Source organism: Mesorhizobium sp. L-8-3, from assembly GCF_016756615.1.
GTDB lineage: Bacteria > Pseudomonadota > Alphaproteobacteria > Rhizobiales > Rhizobiaceae.
Genome location: NZ_AP023262.1, coordinates 1,507,088 through 1,525,722, shown reverse-complemented (window position 1 = coordinate 1,525,722; position 18,635 = coordinate 1,507,088). Strand labels below are relative to the sequence as shown.

The window sequence follows — 18,635 nt, the reverse complement described above, 5'->3', positions numbered from 1 at the left end:
CTGCCCTTTCAGCTCAATGCCGCTACCACTGCGCGCGTGATTGTTTCCGTGTTGTCATTGCCAGCGACCGTCCCGATGCCCCGCGCGGTCACGGATTCGATTGCCGACATCACTTCGGCCGCCGCCTCCCCCTCGCCCAGATGGTCGAGCATCATCGCGCCGGACCAGATCGCGGCGATCGGATTGGCGATGCCGAGATGCGCGATATCGGGCGCCGAACCGTGAACCGGCTCGAACATCGAAGGCGCGCTGCGATCGGGGTTGATGTTGGCAGATGCGGCGTAACCCAGCCCGCCCTGGATGGCCGCGCCAATATCCGTGAGGATGTCGCCGAACAGGTTCGAGGCGACGACCACATCGAGGCTTTCCGGCGCAAGCACCATGCGGGCGGCTATGGCGTCGATGTGGTAGGGCGAGACCTCGACGTCGGGATAGTCCTTCGCCACCTCGCGCGTGACCTCATCCCAGAACACCATGGAGTGTTTCTGTGCATTGGATTTGGTGACCGACGCGAGCTTCTTGCGGCGGCCCCGCGCCTGTTCGAAACCGAACCGGAGTATCCGTTCGACGCCCGTACGCGTGAAGATCGCCGTCTCGATCGCGACCTCGTCGGCCGTACCGGAGTGAACGCGGCCGCCGGCGCCGGAATATTCACCTTCGGTGTTCTCGCGGATGCAGAGTATGTCGAAACCCTCCGAGCGGAGGGGACCCTGAACGCCTGGCAGCAGCCTGTGCGGCCTGATGTTGGCATATTGCGTGAAGGTTTTCCGGATGGGCAGCAGCAGTCCATGGAGCGATACTGAATCGGGCACTTCAGCGGGCCATCCTACAGCACCTAGGAGGATCGCCTCGAACTTCCGGAGTGTCTCGATGCCGTCGGGCGGCATCATCGTTCCGGTTTCCAGGTAGTAGACGCAGGACCACGGAAAGCTTGTACCCTCAAGGGCGAACCCGCCCCGCTTTGCCGCCGTCTGCAGCACCTGCCATGCCGCCTCGGTCACATCCTTGCCGATGCCGTCGCCGGGGACGAGTGCTATCGTGTAGGTTTTCATAGACGGCACCTGGAGGTCGATAAACACGCTTCTTGGATTCTCGATCGGTGAGAGGATAGTCGACCGCGCGTTGCATTTTTCGTCGAGGATGACCCGCCGGACGGCGTTGAATCTCGTCGGGCGGGACTTGGAAAGTCGATTATTCTGCGGTCGCTTCGCGCTCCATTCGGAAGTCGACCGTCGAACTTAGTCATTCACGACGACGTAGATCTTGCGCACGGTCTCGATAGTGCGCCAGACGCCGACAAAGCCCGGCTTCATGACGAAACTGTCGCCGGCGCGGTAGGTCTTGGTCTCTCCGCCCTTCTCCTCGATTTCGATCACGCCCGAAAGGATGTGGCAGAACTCGTAGGTGGTGCCCTTGATCGAATGCGTGACGCCGGGCGTCGCTTCCCAAACACCGCTCAGAACCTTCTCGCCTTTCGAGGCATCCTGCGGCCAGCTCTTGAAGGATGGAGCGCCGCAAATGAGGCGCTCCGGCAATGGCAATGACTCTTTGGGAGCGAAGGAAGGATTCGTGTCGATCGTGATCAGAAGTGACATGTGAGGTTTCCTGTTAGTAGCCGAGTGTCCGATCGACGACGCCGATCAGTTCTTTCCCGGCGAGGTGACGCCGGATGTTTTCGACGACCGACTGCGCCGCCGTATGCGGCTGGGTCACGGACGCGATGTGCGGGGTGATCATCACCTTAGGATGCGACCACAGCGGATGGTCTTCCGGCAGCGGCTCAGGATCGGTGACGTCGAGCATCGCCGCCGCAAGGCGGTCGCTGTCAAGGGCCTCGATCAGCGCGCCCTGCTCGAGTTGCGGGCCGCGGCCGACATGCAGCAGACGCGCTCCGACGGGAAGCTGGGAGAAGAGCTGCGCATCGAGCATGCCGCGTGTTCGTTGCGTCAGCGGCAGCAGACAGACGAGAATGTCCGTTTGGCTCAAGAAGCCGCTCAATTGCTCCTCGCCATGGAAGCAAGTAACGCCATCGATCCGCCTTTCGCTGCGGCTCCACCCGGCCAGCGGAAACCGGAACGGCTTCAGGTGCTCAATGGCAGCCTGTGCCAGCATGCCGATCCCCAGAAAGCCAACTCGGCATTCGTGGGCCTGACGGGCAGGAATGCCCTTCCAGACCTGCCTTCTCTGCTGGCCGAGATAGGCGGGCAAGTCGCGATGAAGCGCCAGCACGCCGAGAGCGACGTATTCCTGCATCATGCGGATGATGCCGTCCTCGACCATGCGAACCAATTTCACGTGGCCGGGCACGATATCCGCCTTGAACTGATCGACGCCCGCCCCGATGGAAAACAGCACTTCCAGCTTGCGGAAGCGTGATATGTCGTCCGGTACGGTCCAGGTGATGAGATACCGGATCTTCTCGGGGTCAACCTCTTCGCTGCAATGGAAGAACTCCACATCCGGCAGCTCCCGCGCGAAGACCTCGCGGAAGACGGCGCCGCGTGCCGCATCGGAATTGAAGAGAAACGCCATCGAAATCGCCCTTCAGTCACGCCGCAAGTCGTGCGCCGAGATCCTCGATCATCTTTCGGCAGGCCGCGAGTTCGCCGAGCTCGATGTACTCGTTCGGGCGATGGGCCCGCCCGATCTCGCCCGGGCCGCAAATGATCGCGTCGATGCCGGCCTGCTGGTAAAGCCCAGCCTCAGTTCCATAGCTGACCGCCGTGAGCGGCTCCTGCCCGGTCAATTGCTTGAGCGTGGCCGCCAGTTCACCCCTGTTCACGGGCGCAAGGGCGGGATAGGCGCTCAACTCGTGCCACACCACATCGAAGCCACTGTCGCGCAGGGCGAAAAGCCGGGCCCTCACCGGCTCGAGCAGCGAAGTCGGGGAAACACCCGGCACGGCACGCACCTCGATATCGGCAGTGCAGCGGTCAGGGATGATGTTGACGGCCTGTCCACCGGCGATGACGCCGACCTGCAAGGAAGAATACGGGGGCTCGAAATTGCCATCGAGCGGCCCGTCGGCGAGGGACTGACCGTAGGCCACGGCGTACGTGATAACGCCGGCCATGGCGTGTACGGCATTGAGCCCGAGATCGGGGCGCGACGAATGGCCGGATCGGCCGATCACCTCGAGCCGTGCGGCGATTTTGCCTTTGTGCGCCAACACAGGCTGCATTCGGCTCGGCTCACCGATAATCGCGCCGAGCGGCTTCTCGCACAGGCTCGGCAACGCCGCAATGAGATGCGGCACGCCACGGCATCCCGCCTCTTCGTCGTAGGAGAAGGCCAGATGGATGGGCTGCCGCAGGTCCATGGCCGCAAGCGCCGGGAGCGCCGCCAAAGCGCAGGCGAGAAAACCCTTCATGTCGGTGGTTCCACGGCCGTAGAGCCTGCCGCCATCGCGACGCAGGACGAACGGATCCGAACTCCATTCCGGCTCACCGGCCGGCACGACGTCCATGTGTCCGGAGATGACATGGCCTCGACGCTCGCGCGGACCGATCGTGACAAAAAGGTTGGAGCGGTCGCCTTCGGGTCCCGGCAGAACCGTCACCTCCGCTCTAGCCGACCGACAGTAGTCGCTGATCCAATCGACGATCGCGCCATTGGGCGTGCCCACGACAGTAGGAAATGCGATCAGCCTCGCGAGAATCTCTTCCACGTTCATGGCGGCCACTCTGCTTGCGCAATACGGCGGATAGGACCAGCGTAACCGCGAGCAGGAGTATTCCCTGCCGAATCGCGCCGTGCTTTGGCCGAAGATTGCGAAAACGCGCCTTCAGTCGGTGAAATCTGCTGGCGTTTCCGTGCAAACCTGCGGCAACGGACACTCGCTGCGCAGTTGCAATCGGTGTGGCGATGGTGGATTGGTGCGCGGTGACAGAGCGGATGAGCTGACATGCAGAAATCGGTGCGCCTGAAATCCTTCGAACTGGTCGCCCGCGACATCAATGATGTCGATGTCGACCTCCTGCACGCTCTGTCCATCTCCGTTCGCTGGCCGCATCGCCCCAAGGATTGGGAGCTCCTGCGTCGCGTCGGGCGCGGCATCGTTGCCGTCGACGGCATCGGGCGCGTTTTCGGAAGCGCGATGTGGTTCCCTCAGGGCGACGACTTCGCCACCATCGGGCTCGTGATTACGACGCCTCGCGCCCAGGCGCAGGGAGGCGGTCGATGGCTCATGGACCAGGTTCTCGAGCAGTGCGGCGCGCGCAACCTGGCACTGAACGCCACCCACGTCGCCTATCCTCTGTATGTTTCGCTCGGCTTCACCAGCGAGGCGATCGTCAACATGCGCCAAGAGGTGGCCCCACAAATACTCCCGCCACTGCCCCCGCTGGACGGCGAGCTGAGTGAACTCCCCAGCGACAGGCTCTCTGAAATCAGCGCGCTCGATGCGCGCGCGTTTGGGAGCGATCGGTCCAGGGTGCTCGCGTTGCTTTCGGCGAATGCGTCAGTTTCCGTATTGAGCCGAGGCGGCGAGGTTGTCGGCTATTCCATGCGCCGCGAGTTCGGGCGCGGCTACGTGATTGGCCCCGTTGTAGCCCGAAACGACCATGATGCTGTGCATCTCACAGCCGTCCATCTGAAGAAGCTGGCAGGTCGATTCACGCGCGTCGATACGCGCGAGAGGGATGGCGTGTTTGCCGAGTTTCTTCAGCAGAGCGGACTTGGCATTGCCGAGACCGTGACGACAATGTCCAAAGGCCGCCGGTTCCTGAACCGGGAAGACAATGGGCCGTGGGTTTATGGATTGGCCGGCCACGCGTTGAGCTGAATGCAAGTTCATGTCCGCCGCCTCAAGCGGCGTAATGCAGTTGCCGTCATGCGGCCGGAACGGCCGCCGCTTCGAATCTCTTGCTAATCTCGGATTCGGTGTCCGCTGCCGACATAACGACCGTCCGCCGCCCATCAGCCACGCCATCCACGATGACGTGGCCGAGGCCGCGCGAGCACGGCTCGATGCGCGCGTCAACGTGATAAACGTCCCGCAGCAGATCGGATGTGATGACGTCCGGCGATGACCCGCATGCGACCAGCCGACCGTCCGCGATCACCATCGCCTGGTCGCTGAAGCGCAGGGCGTGATTGAGGTCGTGCAAGGCGATCAGCACGACCATGCCGCGCGCCCGAGCAAGCTCCCGCATGAGGCCGAGCACTTCCACCTGCCGCGACAGATCGAGTGCCGATGTCGGTTCGTCCATCAACAGAATCTCCGGCTCGCGCACCAGCGTCTGCGCCAGGCTGGCGAGTTGCCGCTGGCCGCCGGAAAGCTCGCCGATGTTGCGGAACGCGATTTTGGCGATGCCGAGCGCCGCCAAGATCTCGTCGATGCAAGCCAGATCATCGTCGCTCACAGACCAGCCCATTCCCTGCTTGCGGGCGAGCAGCACCGACTCATAGACGGTGAGCACCGCGTTGGCGGACGTGTCCTGCGGCATGTAGCAGATGGCATTCTTGCCGCGGGACGCGCCGTCGACGTGCACGGTTCCCGGTCCGTGCAGAAGCCCGGAGATGCGCCGGAAGAGCGTCGACTTGCCGGCCGCGTTCGGGCCGATCACGGCCACGATGTCTCCGCCCTCGAACGCTGGCGTGGTCACATCCTGAAGCCTGAGGCTCTTGCCGTAGCGCGCGCCGAGCGCCTCGAGCCGGATCGTCACCATGAGCGCCTCGTGCTGGACAGGATGAGTGAGATGAAGAACGGGATGCCGATCAGCGAAGTGACGATCCCGATCGGGAAGACAGTCCCCGGGATGAGCGCCTTGCTGACGACCGACCTGGCTGACAGGATGAGCGCACCCGACAAGGCCGAGGCCGGCAGGAAGAAACGCTGGTCCTCGCCGATGACCATCCGAGCGATGTGCGGGCCGACAAGGCCGATAAAACCTATGGTGCCGACGAAGGCGACCGGGATGGCGGCGAGAAGGCTCACCAGAATCAGCGTCTCGAGCCGCAAGCGGCCGACCTTGACGCCGAAGCTGGCCGCCTTGTCCTCACCGAGCCTCAGCGCAGTCAGCGCCCAGGCGCGCCGCGCGAGAATGGGCAGGACAGCCAGGAGAATGAAAGTAGTGACAGCAAGCTTGGGCGGCCTTGGTGAGGCTGCCCATGGACCAGAAGACGACGGCCGCCAGCGTCTCCGCCGATGTGAAAAACTGGACGAGCGCGAGCAGCGCGTTAAAGGTGAAGACCAGCGCGATGCCGAGCAGCACGATGGTCTCCACGCTCACGCCGCGCTTGACGCTCAGCATGTGAATGAGGAAGGCGGCGAGCATCGCCATCACGAAGGCGTTGATCGGCACTACATACTCGACCGCGGCAGGGATGAGCCTCACGCCGAACGCCAGTGCAAGTGCCGCGCCAAAAACTCGCGGCGGCGGATATGCCGAGCGTGAAGGGGCTCGCCAGCGGGTTGTAGAGGATTGTCTGCATCTGTGCGCCGGCCACCGCGAGCGCAGCTCCCACGACAATGGCCATCAGCGCCACCGGCATGCGGATTTCCCAGAGCACCACGCGCACCTGCTGCGGCACCGTATCAGGGGCAAGAAGCGCCCGCACAACCTCGCCGAGTCCGTAGCGGGCTGGACCGACCGCGAGGTCGACGCAGAGGCTGAAGAGCAGCGCGGCGCAAAGGCCGGCAAGGAACAACTGCCGACGCCAGACGAGGGCGCGGTAGCGCCCGCGCCCCTCGGTGCGATCGAGCGTGGGCCGATGGCTGTCGATTCAATCGACATCAGTCAGCGAAACCCAGTGGCCCGGCCTGTAGGTGACGGGCAGGAACTTCTCGTGCAGCTTCCTGAAGGTCGCCTCGGGGTCGAGATCGGCGAAAAGACCCGGATGCAGCCACTTTGCCATCTGCTGGTTGGCGACGAACTGGTAGGGGCTGTTGTAGAACTGATGCCAGTTGGCATGCACCTCGCCGTTCTCGACGGCCTTCACGCCGGTCAGCGCCGGCCGGTCGGTCAGCGCCTTCAGCTTGCGCAGCGCTTCGGCCCGGTCGCGGCCGGGGCCGACGCCCGACCCAGGCGCCGCCCGGCACATAGGCTTTCCACCAGCCGCCGGTGACGATGACCTGATCCAGGTTCGAGGCGATGATCTGTTCGGGATTGAGCGTGCCGAACGTGCCGGGGATGATGTCCTTGGCGATGTTGTCGCCCCGGCCATCTCGACGAACTTCCCGAAATTGTCGTCGCCGAAGCTCATGCAGCAATCTTCCGAATAGCCGCCGGCCCGCTCGATGAAGACCTTGGGCGGGGGGGAGTTGGCGTTCCCGGCGACATCGGTGACGCGCGCGATCTCGGCGGCACGAAAGGCGATGAACTCCTCGGCGCGCTGCTCCTTGCCGAACAGCTTGCCGAATAGACGCATGCTGGGCTCGGTGTTGGTGAATGGGCGCTCGCGGAAATCGACATAGACCAGCGGAATCCCGGCGGCGGCGAGCTTCTCGATATATTTCGCGTCCTCGGTCGCCTGTTTCGACTCGATGTTCATCAGGATGACGTCGGGCTTGAGCGACACCGCCTGCTCGACATCGAAGGTGCCGTCCTTGAAACCGCCGAAGGTGGGAATCTTCGCCATCCCAGGAAATTTCTCGAGATAGGCCGCGTAGTTGTCCGGATCGGCCTGGCTGAAGTCCTCGCGCCAGCCGACGATGCGCTTGAACGGATCCTCGGTGTCGAGCGCCGCGACGAGATAGACCTGCCGGCCTTCACCCAGGATCACCCGTTCGACCGGAACGTTCACCTCGACCTCGCGGCCCGTGACGTCGGTCACTTTCACCATCTCAGCCTTTGCGGCCAGCGTCATTGACAAGATCACGATAGCGGCCGCCATCGTCCCTGCTGCGATCCTTCCGAAATTCATCGCGCCCTCCTTTGAAATGGATTGCGATAGACCGCTTATAAAAGATGACTTCATCTCTCAAGAAATATCTTTCAGAGCCATTCCAGACTGGCGCCACGACAGGGATTCGGAATGACGGGCGGGGCCAATTTTTCGCTGCGGGACGAGATACGCGACTACTGGTCGGCACGCGCGGGGACCTTCGACCTCTCGGTCGGGCACGAGATCTTCTCGGAACGGGAGCGCCGGGCCTGGCACGCCCCTGATTCTCAAGCATCTGGGGCAGGGGAAAGGGCGTCGCGCGCTCGATCTCGCCTGCGGAACGGGCGTCGTATCCCACCTCATGCACGATCTGGGCTACGTGGTCACGGGTCTGGATTGGTCGGAAACAATGCTCGCCAAGGGACGCGCGAAGGCTGCCCAGCGCGTGAGCGGCATCCGCTTTCTGCTCGGCGATGCCGAACGCACGCTCAAGGAAATGGAAAGCTACGACGTCCTCGTCACCCGTCACCTGGTCTGGACGCTAGTCGACCCGCGCGCGGCATTCGCCGAATGGTTCTCGCTGCTGAAGCCGGGCGGGCTGCTGCTGATCGTCGACGGCGATTTCGTCACCGAGACCTGCGCGGCTCGCCTGCGCAGGCTTGTGGAAAGGCTTCGGGGCGGGACGGCGGAGCCGGCCCGTGGGCTGGATCAAGCGATGGCGGAGCGTCATAGTAGCATCCTTGCGCGTCCGCAATTTTCGAATGGCGCCAAAGCGGACGAGGTCTGCGCGCTTCTCGTGGAAGCGGGCTTCGAGGTGCCCGTGATCGCCACTGGGCTCCGCGCGATTCATCGCGCGCAGGCGCCGCACATGAGCCTCCTCAAAGGACTGGAACGCGCCACGCAGCATCGCTACGCGATATGCGCGACCAAGCAGGCATTTGCTTCGGGTCGTCGGACGGAAGCTCTCCTTCACGGAGGCCGTCAGTTGCAATCCTGAAAGCTGGTCAACGAGATTTTGCGCATAGGGCCGTCGGAGCTGCCCGCTGGTCGAAGGACAGAAACTACCGCCATCCTCTTGAAGTCGGAAGGACCAACGGCCTTTCCGTCGAGGATCGGATGTCGTGCGGCCACGAAGACTTCCTTGGCTAAGGAAAGAAGGGCCTCACGGCAGACGAGTCCAACGCTCTGATATTCAACCTCCGTCTTGGCGATTTCCAGCTTCTTGCGCGCAATGCCGATCTGCTGATCGACAAGACTCCAGCCCGTATGAGCAACGATGGCTGGCGCCCGTCCGGAGCGCAGCTGAGCAGTAAGGGGATCGATCAACTCGGCAATGAATTGGCGGCGTGACGGATAGCTTGGAAGGTCGCCGCTGCTCCAACGCCCATACCACTGCCAAAGATCGGAAAACGGAACTGGGTTCTCTATGCCCTGAGCGGCGAGTTGGTCGCTCAGCTCCCCGAACAGCGTGCGGTAGTCCGCGTCGACCTGCAGAATTCTTGGCACGCCGGTCGCGACGCCGATCAAAATGTCGCGTATCCGATTCAACGCGGCGAGAATGGGCGCATTGCGTGGCGCGGCCGAGAGATAGGTTTTCTCGTAGTGCTTGATCCCCGTAGCCGTCAATTTCGCGTCGAAGACCATTCCTTCCGGCGCGCGCTGTTTGCTGTGCGTGATCAAGCCGTCGCGTCGTCGGTCATCCACAATGGCATCGAACAGTTCGTTCTCGTCTGGAACGGCCGCCTTTACGGTGGCATTCGCGTCATCGACCGCGACGTCAACAGGGCGTGGTTGCCGCTCATAGAGCTTTGCCAGAATAGCTTGCTTCCAGAGTTCAGATACCTCGCGCTCATTCAAGGATGTTCGCCGATCATCTCTCAGGCCAATGGGGATCTCATATCAGGTGATCTCAGGCTTGAGGCGTCCGCTGACGGGCATAAGAACACCCCACCGGTAAGGCGGGCTTGCTTCCCTTTGGTATTGGTACACGATCAATTCGGGGAGGTTACGCTTGTCGTACAGGCATCCGAAACGAAAGACGACGCTGTCCTGGGCTGCCAGAAAAAGATGGATGCGACGGATGCCCAGGTTGCCCAGGAGGATCGCCAGCAAGTGAGCGGCAGGGAGATCACCCGGTCGCTTTTGAACCATGTCACCAATCGCTACGGCGTTTCTCTGCTGGCCGCCGTGCGCAAATGGATCGACTTCACAGATCAGCGAGCGGCGATGGTTGTTGCCCGTGACGGGTTTGCCCTTTGGGGACGAGCCAGCGAACGAGCCCTTAGATCGGGGATATTCATTACAAGCGGGATGGAAATTCCAACGCTTTCGATCGCTGCCCGTGGACCAGACGCTCAGAGGGGGAATGCCGAGACCCCGATTTCCCTGGAAGCAAATATCTGGGGGTTCCAACGTAGTAGCGAGCCCGTCCGCGAGTTGACGATATTTTCGCAGCGCCTGGGCCTGTCGATCTCCCTCCTGCTCTTTGATGGGGCGCCAGCCACGCCAGAACCTGATGAGGTTTCGGAAACCGACACTTATGACGTGCTGGCTGGCCTCGTTACGAGACAGAACGCCGGACACGCCGGTTAAACACTTCGGTTGCTCCCCCGCTTCGCTTTGCCGAAGCCTTTGTCCGTCGCCATGAATCTTTGGAGCATGGGCGCGACGAGCTTGACCGGATCGGGTGGCACAGCATCGCCATTGGTCCTGGCAAGGATCGCGGCGTAGGCGACAAGATCGCGATGAACGGCAGCCGGCAGCTCGACGGTGAGCTTGACCGGCTTGTCGTCGGGGATAGCGGAGAGCTTGAGCTTGGTCATGACCGCTCCTTCGTGGCCCCATAGGGCTGCATCACCAAATCCCGATTGACGATGACCCGGACCGGGAAGCCCGGCCGGATGGTGAGGGTCGGCTGGATGTTGAGCTGGCGGCGGACGATCTGCTGTCCGACATCGGAGGCGGTGTCCTGGGCGCTCTCACGGATGGCCTTGGCGATTTCGCTTTCGTTGTTGCTCGAGCCGATCTCGGTGCCGACCCCGAGCAGCGTGGCGAGCAGCGCCGCTTTGAAGAGCTGACCCCAGTGATAGTCCACCTCGTCCTCGAGGCCGGAATAGCCCTGGGTGTCGGCGCCCTGGAGCCGCTCCAGCACGATGGAGGTGCCATTGGGCATGATGATGCGGTCCCAGACCAGCAGCACGCGCGATTGGCCGAAGGCGACCTGGCTGTCGTATTGACCGATCAGGCGCGCGCCCTGCGGGATGAGCAGATGCGATCCGGTCGGGCTGTCGTAGACATGCTCGGTAACCTGGGCGGTGATCTGGCCGGGCAGGTCGGATTTGATGCCGGTGATGAGGGCGGCGGCAATGATGGTGCCGGCTTGCACGACATAGGGCGACGCCTTTTCTTGCACGCGATCCGAACTGACGGTGCGGCGGTCGGCGGCGGCATTGACGAAGGCGAGCTTGCGATCCTGCATGTTCTGGGCGGAGCCCGGATCGAGCGGCGGAGGCTCGGCCGGGAGCGTTAAGCCGGTCGCCGGATCGATCGTGCTGGGCCTTGCAGGCTGCGCGTCCACCGGCCGCTCGCCGCGGCTGCTGGTGAACAATGCCGCGACACGGGCCGCCTCGATCTCGGCAAGCCGGCGCTGTTCTTCGGGATCGGCGCGCGGCGTCTGGAGGTTTGGCGCGACGACAGGCTTGCCTTCCTCCTGCGCGCTGAGGATCGGCCGGCCGAGATCTCCCGGCAGCGGCGGGCCGAGTTTCGGGATGCCGATATAGTCCTTCGGCAGGCTGGCGAGGCCGTCGGCGGGAGTGCGGTTGTCGGTGCCGTAGAGCTCGGTCGAGGGCTGGTTGCCGCGACGGTTGGAATCGAGTGCCCAGACGAGCGCGCCGAGGATGGCGACGGCGCTGACGCCGCTTAAGCCCATCAGCACCTTGCGCGACAGCCGCGTGACCTTCGGCGCTTCGGGCCGTAGGCGTAGCTCGGCCTTGATATCCGGCCTCCCAGTCATCGGAACAGCCCCGCGCTGCGCGCCGGCCTGACGTCGGTCCGGACGATGCGAACCCGCTTCGCGGAGTTCTTGTCGCCAAGCCTCAGCTCGGCGGCGGCGAAGAGGCGATCGACAACATAGTAGTTCTGGCGCACCCTGTAATTGACCAATTCGGAATCGCCGGCGGGGCCGATAACGAAGAGCGGCGGCATCTCGCCCTGGCCGATGCCGGACGGGAATTCGATATAGACCTTGGCGCCGTCGTCGAAGGCGCGCAGCGGCTTCCACGGTGCGCTATCGCCTTCTATGCGATAGCGAAAGTTGAGCTTCGAAATGTCGATACCGCTCGCGACCGGCTGGACCTCGGCGGCACGGGCATTCTGGCGGCGCAGCGCGATCAACTGGTCCTGCGGATACTGCCAGGAGACCGAGGCCATGTAGGTCTTCTCAGTCGAGCGCAGCTCCATGTGATAGGTGCGCAGGTTGGTGTTGATGACGAGGTTGGTCTGAAGGTCGGGCCGCGTCGGCTTGACCAGGATATGGACTTGGCGGCGATCACCGGCGCCGCTCTCGGTATCGCCAACGATCCAGCGCACGGTATCGCCGGCGGCGACCGGACCGGAGCCGACGAGCTGCTCGCCGGGCTGCAAAGCGATATCCGTGACCTGACCGGGCGCGGCATAGACCTGATAGAGCGCTCCGGCCGAAAAGGGATAGACCTGCACGGCGTTGATGAAGCCGTTGCGGACGGGCTGCATGCGGGCCGCCTCGTTTGCCTGCGCGATACGGGCCTTCGGGTCGGTCGGCTCGGGCTTGGCCTTGCCGCCATCGACCGGCTTCAACTGGCCGGGCAGCGGCAGTGGTTTCGGAAGCTCGACCACCTTGACGGGACCAACCGGATCGGCAGTCAGGACCGCGGGAGCGGCATCGTCATAGTCGATTTCGGGCGGCGTGTATTTGCTGGCACAACCGGCGACCGCGCATGCGGAAAAGAGAGCGGCCAGCACTGTTGAGCGATATCGGCCCTTCCGTCCTACGTGTGTTTGAATTGCCCCCTTCATGACCCCAGCTCCTTCGACCAGTTGATTGCGTTGACGTAGACACCGAGCGGATTGACCCTGAGCTTCTCGGGCGTTCGCGGAGGCTGGATCACCACGGTCAGGATCGCGGTCCAACGCTCGGTGCCGGCGATCTGGCCGTTCTCGTAGCGGCGCTCGGTCCAGGCGATGCGGAACGAGTCCGGCGAAGCGCGGATCACGCTCGAGATCTCGACAGCGACCTGCTGCTTGCCGACCTTCGCGAACGGGTCGTTCGACCTCGCGTGGTCATTGAGGGCGATGGCCCCGCGATCGGTGGTGTATTCATAGGCGCGCAGCCAGTTCTGCCGCACAATGACCGGATCGGCGGGGATGCTCCTGACCTGCTCGATGAAGCGAGCGAGGTGCCATGCGATCTGCGGATCGGTGGGCCGGTAGTCGGCGATGGCCGAGGCTACGGCCTGTGCCTCGCCGAACCTGTCCACCTGGACCACCCAGGGTACGACCGTGCCTTGGGTCGATTGCCAGACGAGCGCGGTGGCGAAGCCGCCGGCGAGCACCAGGGAGGCGAAGGCCATCAACCGCCAGTTCTTTGCCTGCACGCGGGCGGAGCCGATGCGCTCGTCCCAGACCTGTGCGGCGCGCTGGTAAGGGGTTTCGTGTTCGGGCGTGCGCGCATAGCGCACGGTAGGTCGCTTGAAGAGATTCATCGGCGGTCATCCTGATCGAGGGAAACGGACATGGAGCCGCCGCCGTGATCGCCGGAGCGGATGGCGTGGGCAGCTGCGGTCACGCCGTGGCTGACGGCCTGGCCGCGCTTCATGCGGTTGGCCCAGGCTGGTGGTCCTAAGGACGTGGAAACACCCGCGGACGCTGATGCGGCGTCGTTCGCCGTCTCCGGCATGCCGGCGACGGGAGACTGGCCGCCGGTCGCCGTCCATGCGGTGGTACGGCCCGCCGTGCGGCTGGAGCGGAGGGAGTCTGCGGCACGCGACATGGTATGCCTGACCGACTGGGAGGCCGCGCCCGCGCTGGCCTTGGCGACACCACCGAGGCCGGTCGCCACCACTCCCATTCCGGTCTGCCCAGAGGTCGAGGCGGCGAGGCCGTAAGCGGTCGATGCGCTGCCGGCGAGGTGCACACCACCACGGGCAGCGGCCGCACTCATGCGCCCACCGGCTCCGATCGCTCCGGCCGCGCCGCTGAGACCAGCACGAGCTCCCATGTAACCGGCGGCTCCCATACCGGCAACGCCGAGGCCGGTGCCGACGGCGGCACCCGCGCCGAGCTGCGGTGCACCGGAGACGAGGCCGGTCGCGATACCGGGGCCGAAGATCGACAAGCCCATCAGCGACAGCGCGCCGAGAACCAGTGCAAGCGCATCGGTGATCGTCGGCTCGGCCGAGAAGCCGGAGGTGAACTCGTCAAACAGGCCGGAACCGATACCGACGATGACGGCGAGCACGAGGATCTTGACGCCGGAGGCGACAATGTTGCCGAGCACCTTCTCGGCAAGGAAGGCGGTCTTGTTGAAGAGCGCGAAAGGAATGAGGATGAAGCCGGCGAGCGTCGTCAGCTTGAACTCGATGAGCGTGACGAAGATCTGCACCGCCAGGATGAAGAAGGCGACGAGAACGATCAGCCAGGCGATCATCAGCACCATGATCTGCACGAAGTTCTCGAAGAAGGAGATGTAGCCCATAAGCTCGCCGGCGGCCTTCAGGATGGGATCGCCGGCGTCGATGCCGACCTGGGCGACGCGGCCGGGCTGAAGCAGCTCGGACGCTGAGAGCGACGAACCGCCCGCCTTCAGGCCGAGCCCGCTGAAGGACCTGAACACGATGCCGGCAAGATTGTTGAAGTTGCCGATGATGAAGGCGAACAGGCCGATATAGAGCGTCTTCTTCACGAGCCGCTGGAGCACGTCCTCGTCGGCGCCCCAGGCCCAGAACAGGCCGGCGAGCGTGATGTCGATGACGATCAGGGTGGAGGTGAGGAAGGCGACCTCGCCGCCGAGGAGACCGAAGCCGGAATCGATGTAGGCGGTGAAGGTCGCGAGGAAACGATCGATGACGCCGGTGTTGTTCATGGCGTCGGCGCCCCTTCGTCATCCGCATCGGTCACATCAGACGTGGCGGAGGGCAAACGGTCTGTGGCCTTGCCGCTCGGAGGCTTGTCCGTCGCGTCACCTGCGGGCTGCGGAGCGGCGCCAAAGCGCTCGGGCTTCGGCGAAGACGATCGCTCAATCGCGCGCGTGCCGAAGAAGCGGCGGCGGTTCTCGGCCCATGCCTTGCGGCAGATGGCATCGCCGGCGGCCGACATGCCGAGATCGCGGCAACGGGCGAGCTCATTGCGCTCAGGCTCGCCGCCCGGATGATGGAGGCTTTGGGCGGGGGTATCCTCCGTACCGTTCTCTGGGCCATCTCCGCGCAGCGCCATGACGGCGGCAGTGATGGCGGCGCCAAGAGCGAGAACGGCAACCATCCGAGCGGCGATCTTCAAGTCCATGATCGGCCGCCTCAGTCGTTGAACATCTTGACGGTGGATGGAATGTAGCCATTGCCCTTCATGAAGCGGCTGAACTGCTCTCGGGCCTGCTCCTGCGCGGCGGCACGCCGCGACTGCTCCAGCGCCTCGGCGCGGCCCTGCGCGGCCAGCATGGCGGTGAGGTCCGCCATCTGGCTCGCCTGCACGGCGAGAAGCTCGTTGCCGGCCTGGGTCGCCTGCAGCACGCCGACCGCCGATTTTGAGGCGCCGACCAGCGAACTGGTCTGTGAGCGGGTGCCTTCGATGTTGGCGACGACGGTGGCCCCGGCCTTCAGCGAATGCTCATAGGCCGAGAGCGACTGCTGCCAGCGCTGGCGGGCTCCCTCGACGAGCTCCGCGCCGGTCTTATCGCCGGTGAAATCCTGGTAAGTCGAGGCGAACTGCTGCTCGATGTCCTGGACGCTGTAGGCGAGCTTCTGGGCCTCGCCCATCAGCTTCTTCATCTCGGAGAAGTTGCCCTCGATCTGCGAGAGCATCGAGGTCGGCAGGCTGGCCAGATTCTTCGCCTGGTTGACGAGAATTTGCGCCTCGTTGGCAAGCGAGGTGATCTGGTTGTTGATCTGCTCCAGCGTGCGCGCCGCGGTCAGCACGTTCTGTGCATAGTTGGACGGATCGTAGACGATCTTCCACGCAGATGCCGGCGCGGACGAAAGTGCGATGCCGATGGCCATGGTGCTGGCGAGAAGTAAGCGGCGCAGGCGAGGATGCGGAATTCTCTGGTTCATGACGAAACCTCCTCTTCGGGTGACGGATCTGTGATGCCGGAGACCTTCGCGGCTGCTGGCGCGGACTGGTCGATGACCTTGGTGAGGTTGGGAATGAGGTCGGCGGCCCAGGCGAGGTCATTGGCGGTGAGCCAGGCCTCGAGGAAGTAGGGCCGCGCGCCGTCGCGGATGAGCTCGTCGATCAGGGCGTGGGCGGCCTTGTCGGAAGCGGCGCAGAGCGCGAGCGCGACATGGCCCAGGCCGAGCTCGAACAGGCGGTTGCCGCGCCGCGTCTGGCAGTAATAGTCGCGCTTGGGCGTGGCACGGGCGACTATCTCGATCTGGCGGTCGTTGAGGCCGAACTGCCGATAGACGGAAGCGATTTGCGGCTCGATCGCGCGCTCATTGGCGAGGAAGATGCGGGTCGGGCAGCTCTCGACCAGGACAGGCGCGATCGGCGATGCCTCGATGTCGGCGAGCGACTGCGAAGAGAAGACGACGCTGACATTCTTTTTGCGCAGTGTCTTCAGCCATTCCTTGATCTTGCCGGCGAAGTCGCCGTCATCGAGCGCACGCCAGCCCTCGTCGATGATGAGCAGCGTCGGGCGGCCGTCGAAGCGGGCCTCGATCCGGTGGAAGAGATAGGCGAGCACGGCGGGCGCGGCTTTGGTGCCGACCAGCCCCTCGGTCTCGAAGGCCTGCATGGATGTCTCGCCGAGCTGTTCGGCCTCGGCATCGAGCAGCCGGCCATGCGCGCCGCCGACGCAGTAAGGGCGAAGCGCCTGCTTCAGGGCCGAGGACTGCAGCAGCACCGTCAGGCCGGTGATGGTGCGTTCCTCGACGGGCGCGGAGGCGAGAGAGGTCAGCGCCGACCAGATATGCTCCTTCACCTCCGGCGTGATGGTCACGCCTTCGCGGACAAGCAGGTCGACCAGCCAGTCGGCCGCCCAGGCGCGTTCGGGCGTGTGGTGGATGCCGGCGAGCGGCTGGAGCGAGACCGAGGGCGAGGCGGCAGCGTCGGAGAGCGCGCCGCCGAGATCCTGCCAGTCGCCGCCCATCGCGAGTGTCGAGGCGCGGATCGAGCCGCCGAAGTCGAAGACGAAGACCTGGGACCCCTGATAACGCCGGAACTGGAGCGCCATCAGCGCCAGCAGCACGCTCTTGCCGGCGCCGGTCGGGCCGATCAGCATGAGATGGCCGACGTCGCCGACATGCAGCGCGAAGCGGAACGGCGTCGATCCTTCCGTCTTGGCGTAGAACAGCGGCGGCGCGTCGAAATGCTCATCCTTCGCCGGCCCGGCCCAGACGGCCGAGAGCGGGATCATATGCGCCAGATTAAGCGTGCTGATGGGTGGCTGACGAACATTGGCGTAGACTTGCCCGGGAATAGAGCCGAGCCAGGCTTCGATCGCGTTGACGCCCTCGACGATCGCAGTGAAATCGCGCGACTGGATGACCTTCTCGACCAGGCGCAGCTTCTCGTCGGCGATCGAAGGGTCGGCATCCCAGACGGTGACGGTGGCGGTGACATAGGCTTCGCCGACCTGATCGGAGCCGAGATCCTGCAAGGCAGCGTCCGCATCGGCCGCCTTGTTGGCGGCGTCGGAATCGACGAGCACCGATTGCTCGTTGGTGAGGACTTCCTTCAGGATCGCGGCAATGGACTTCCGCTTGGCGAACCATTGGCGCCTGATCTTGGTGACGAGGCGCGTCGCGTCGGTCTTGTCGAGCATGATCGCCCGCGTCGACCAGCGATACAGGAAGGCCAGGCGGTTGAGGTCGTCGAGGATTCCAGGGAACGTCGTCGTCGGGAATCCGATGACAGTAAGCGTGCGCAGATGAAACGCGCCGAGGCGCGGTTCGAGGCCGCCGGTCAAAGGCTGGTTGGCGAGCAGTGCATCCAGGTGCATCGGCGTCTCGGGCACGCGCACGCGATGTCGCTTGGTGGAAATCGTGGAATGCAGGTAGGTCAGCGTCTCGGCATCGTTGAGCCAGTCGGCTTCCGGGACAAAACCTTCGACAAGGTTGAGCACGCGGTCGGAGCGATCGACGAAACCCGTCAGCAGCTCCCAGGCATCGACGCCGGTCCTGTCGCGGCCTTCATAGAGCCAGCTCTCCACGCGCGAGGCTTCCTCGGCCGGCGGCAGCCAGACGAAGGTGAGGAAGTAGCTCGACTCGAAGAGGACGCCGCTGTCCTCGAACTGCTCGCGGCGCTCGATGTCGAGCAGCGCCGAGGCCGAGTCCGGAAAGCGGCTTTCCGGATAGTCCGTGGCGGGATTGCGCTGCGCCTCGACGAAGATCGCCCAGCCGGAGCCGAGGCGGCGCAGCGCATTGTTGAGACGTGCCGTACTGACGACCAGCTCGGCAGGCGTGGCGCTGTCGAGGTCGGGACCGCGGAAACGCGCGGTGCGCTGGAACGAACCGTCCTTGTTCAAGACGACGCCGGGCGCGACGAGTGCTGCCCAGGGCAGGAAGTCGGCGAGGCCTGCGGAACGCTTGCGATATTCGGAGAGGTTCATCATGACAAAC

General features: G+C 64.1%; 18 protein-coding genes and 2 pseudogenes. 3 read left to right on the top strand and 17 right to left on the bottom strand.

The window, feature by feature from the left end; all coding sequences use genetic code 11:
• Nucleotides 1–8: 8 nt before the first annotated feature.
• From JN302_RS07075 to argE, 4 genes are all read right to left on the bottom strand, one after another.
• The gene (locus JN302_RS07075; protein WP_202306138.1) at nucleotides 9–1,052 is read right to left on the bottom strand and encodes a tartrate dehydrogenase; all 1,044 of its coding nucleotides are present in this window, start codon (nucleotides 1,050–1,052) and stop codon (nucleotides 9–11) included.
• A 186-nt stretch (nucleotides 1,053–1,238) separates the two neighbouring features.
• Nucleotides 1,239–1,595: a cupin domain-containing protein gene (locus JN302_RS07070; RefSeq protein WP_202306140.1), complete on the bottom strand. Its 357-nt coding sequence runs from the start codon at nucleotides 1,593–1,595 to the stop codon at nucleotides 1,239–1,241.
• Between the two features lie 13 nt (nucleotides 1,596–1,608).
• Nucleotides 1,609–2,532 carry a 2-hydroxyacid dehydrogenase gene (locus tag JN302_RS07065; RefSeq protein ID WP_202306142.1) on the bottom strand — a complete coding sequence of 308 codons (924 nt, stop codon included), beginning with the start codon at nucleotides 2,530–2,532 and terminating at the stop codon, nucleotides 1,609–1,611.
• Nucleotides 2,533–2,548: 16 nt separating this feature from the next.
• On the bottom strand, nucleotides 2,549–3,673 hold the full coding sequence (argE, locus tag JN302_RS07060; protein WP_202306144.1) for an acetylornithine deacetylase: 1,125 nt from the start codon (nucleotides 3,671–3,673) through the stop codon (nucleotides 2,549–2,551).
• Nucleotides 3,674–3,904: 231 nt separating this feature from the next.
• Between argE and JN302_RS07055 the strand changes: the two genes are divergently transcribed.
• Nucleotides 3,905–4,783, top strand: coding sequence for a GNAT family N-acetyltransferase (locus JN302_RS07055; RefSeq protein ID WP_202332443.1), 879 nt, complete (start codon nucleotides 3,905–3,907; stop codon nucleotides 4,781–4,783).
• Between the two features lie 46 nt (nucleotides 4,784–4,829).
• Here the strand turns inward: JN302_RS07055 and JN302_RS07050 are convergent, their stop codons facing one another.
• The 3 genes and pseudogenes from JN302_RS07050 to JN302_RS07040 form a co-directional block, all read right to left on the bottom strand.
• A complete protein-coding gene (locus tag JN302_RS07050) occupies nucleotides 4,830–5,669 on the bottom strand; it encodes an ABC transporter ATP-binding protein (protein ID WP_202332442.1) in 840 nt (279 codons plus the stop codon).
• Nucleotides 5,663–6,726 (bottom strand): annotated as a pseudogene (locus tag JN302_RS07045) (FecCD family ABC transporter permease). Before JN302_RS07045 ends, JN302_RS07050 begins: the two are co-directional and overlap by 7 nt.
• Complete coding sequence (locus tag JN302_RS07040; RefSeq protein WP_202332441.1) at nucleotides 6,727–7,866, bottom strand: ABC transporter substrate-binding protein; 1,140 nt, start codon at nucleotides 7,864–7,866, stop codon at nucleotides 6,727–6,729. It abuts the pseudogene before it with no gap.
• 111 nt (nucleotides 7,867–7,977) lie between these two features.
• On the opposite strand from JN302_RS07040, the pseudogene JN302_RS07035 reads away from it, so the two are divergent.
• Nucleotides 7,978–8,824 (top strand): annotated as a pseudogene (locus JN302_RS07035) (methyltransferase domain-containing protein).
• Here the strand turns inward: JN302_RS07035 and JN302_RS07030 are convergent.
• Both JN302_RS07030 and JN302_RS39895 read right to left on the bottom strand, forming a co-directional pair.
• A complete protein-coding gene (locus tag JN302_RS07030; RefSeq protein ID WP_202332440.1) occupies nucleotides 8,809–9,684 on the bottom strand; it encodes a hypothetical protein in 876 nt (291 codons plus the stop codon). The pseudogene JN302_RS07035 and the gene JN302_RS07030 overlap by 16 nt on opposite strands.
• 42 nt (nucleotides 9,685–9,726) lie before the next feature.
• Complete coding sequence (locus JN302_RS39895; protein WP_446720740.1) at nucleotides 9,727–9,978, bottom strand: SAVED domain-containing protein; 252 nt, start codon at nucleotides 9,976–9,978, stop codon at nucleotides 9,727–9,729.
• Between JN302_RS39895 and JN302_RS39030 the strand changes: the two genes are divergently transcribed.
• The gene (locus JN302_RS39030; protein ID WP_244846243.1) at nucleotides 9,895–10,419 is read left to right on the top strand and encodes a hypothetical protein; all 525 of its coding nucleotides are present in this window, start codon (nucleotides 9,895–9,897) and stop codon (nucleotides 10,417–10,419) included. The two genes, JN302_RS39895 and JN302_RS39030, sit on opposite strands and share 84 nt — an antisense overlap.
• Here JN302_RS39030 and JN302_RS07020 read toward each other — a convergent pair.
• The 8 genes from JN302_RS07020 to trbE are packed head-to-tail and all read right to left on the bottom strand — an operon-like array spanning nucleotide 10,416 to nucleotide 18,628.
• On the bottom strand, nucleotides 10,416–10,649 hold the full coding sequence (locus tag JN302_RS07020) for a DUF2274 domain-containing protein (protein ID WP_202332438.1): 234 nt from the start codon (nucleotides 10,647–10,649) through the stop codon (nucleotides 10,416–10,418). The two genes, JN302_RS39030 and JN302_RS07020, sit on opposite strands and share 4 nt — an antisense overlap.
• Nucleotides 10,646–11,839, bottom strand: coding sequence for a TrbI/VirB10 family protein (locus JN302_RS07015; RefSeq protein ID WP_202332437.1), 1,194 nt, complete (start codon nucleotides 11,837–11,839; stop codon nucleotides 10,646–10,648). The genes JN302_RS07020 and JN302_RS07015 overlap by 4 nt, the downstream gene beginning before the upstream one ends.
• Nucleotides 11,836–12,879, bottom strand: coding sequence for a P-type conjugative transfer protein TrbG (trbG, locus tag JN302_RS07010; RefSeq protein WP_202332436.1), 1,044 nt, complete (start codon nucleotides 12,877–12,879; stop codon nucleotides 11,836–11,838). Before trbG ends, JN302_RS07015 begins: the two co-directional genes overlap by 4 nt.
• Nucleotides 12,876–13,565: a conjugal transfer protein TrbF gene (gene trbF / locus JN302_RS07005; RefSeq protein ID WP_202332435.1), complete on the bottom strand. Its 690-nt coding sequence runs from the start codon at nucleotides 13,563–13,565 to the stop codon at nucleotides 12,876–12,878. Before trbF ends, trbG begins: the two co-directional genes overlap by 4 nt.
• Nucleotides 13,562–14,944, bottom strand: a complete 1,383-nt coding sequence (trbL, locus tag JN302_RS07000; RefSeq protein ID WP_202332434.1) for a P-type conjugative transfer protein TrbL — start codon at nucleotides 14,942–14,944, stop codon at nucleotides 13,562–13,564. The genes trbF and trbL overlap by 4 nt, the downstream gene beginning before the upstream one ends.
• Complete coding sequence (trbK-alt, locus tag JN302_RS06995; RefSeq protein ID WP_202332433.1) at nucleotides 14,941–15,363, bottom strand: putative entry exclusion protein TrbK-alt; 423 nt, start codon at nucleotides 15,361–15,363, stop codon at nucleotides 14,941–14,943. The genes trbL and trbK-alt overlap by 4 nt, the downstream gene beginning before the upstream one ends.
• Before the next feature lie 11 nt (nucleotides 15,364–15,374).
• Nucleotides 15,375–16,127 carry a P-type conjugative transfer protein TrbJ gene (gene trbJ, locus JN302_RS06990; protein WP_202332432.1) on the bottom strand — a complete coding sequence of 251 codons (753 nt, stop codon included), beginning with the start codon at nucleotides 16,125–16,127 and terminating at the stop codon, nucleotides 15,375–15,377.
• Nucleotides 16,124–18,628, bottom strand: coding sequence for a conjugal transfer protein TrbE (gene trbE, locus JN302_RS06985; RefSeq protein ID WP_202332431.1), 2,505 nt, complete (start codon nucleotides 18,626–18,628; stop codon nucleotides 16,124–16,126). Before trbE ends, trbJ begins: the two co-directional genes overlap by 4 nt.
• Nucleotides 18,629–18,635 lie beyond the last annotated feature (7 nt).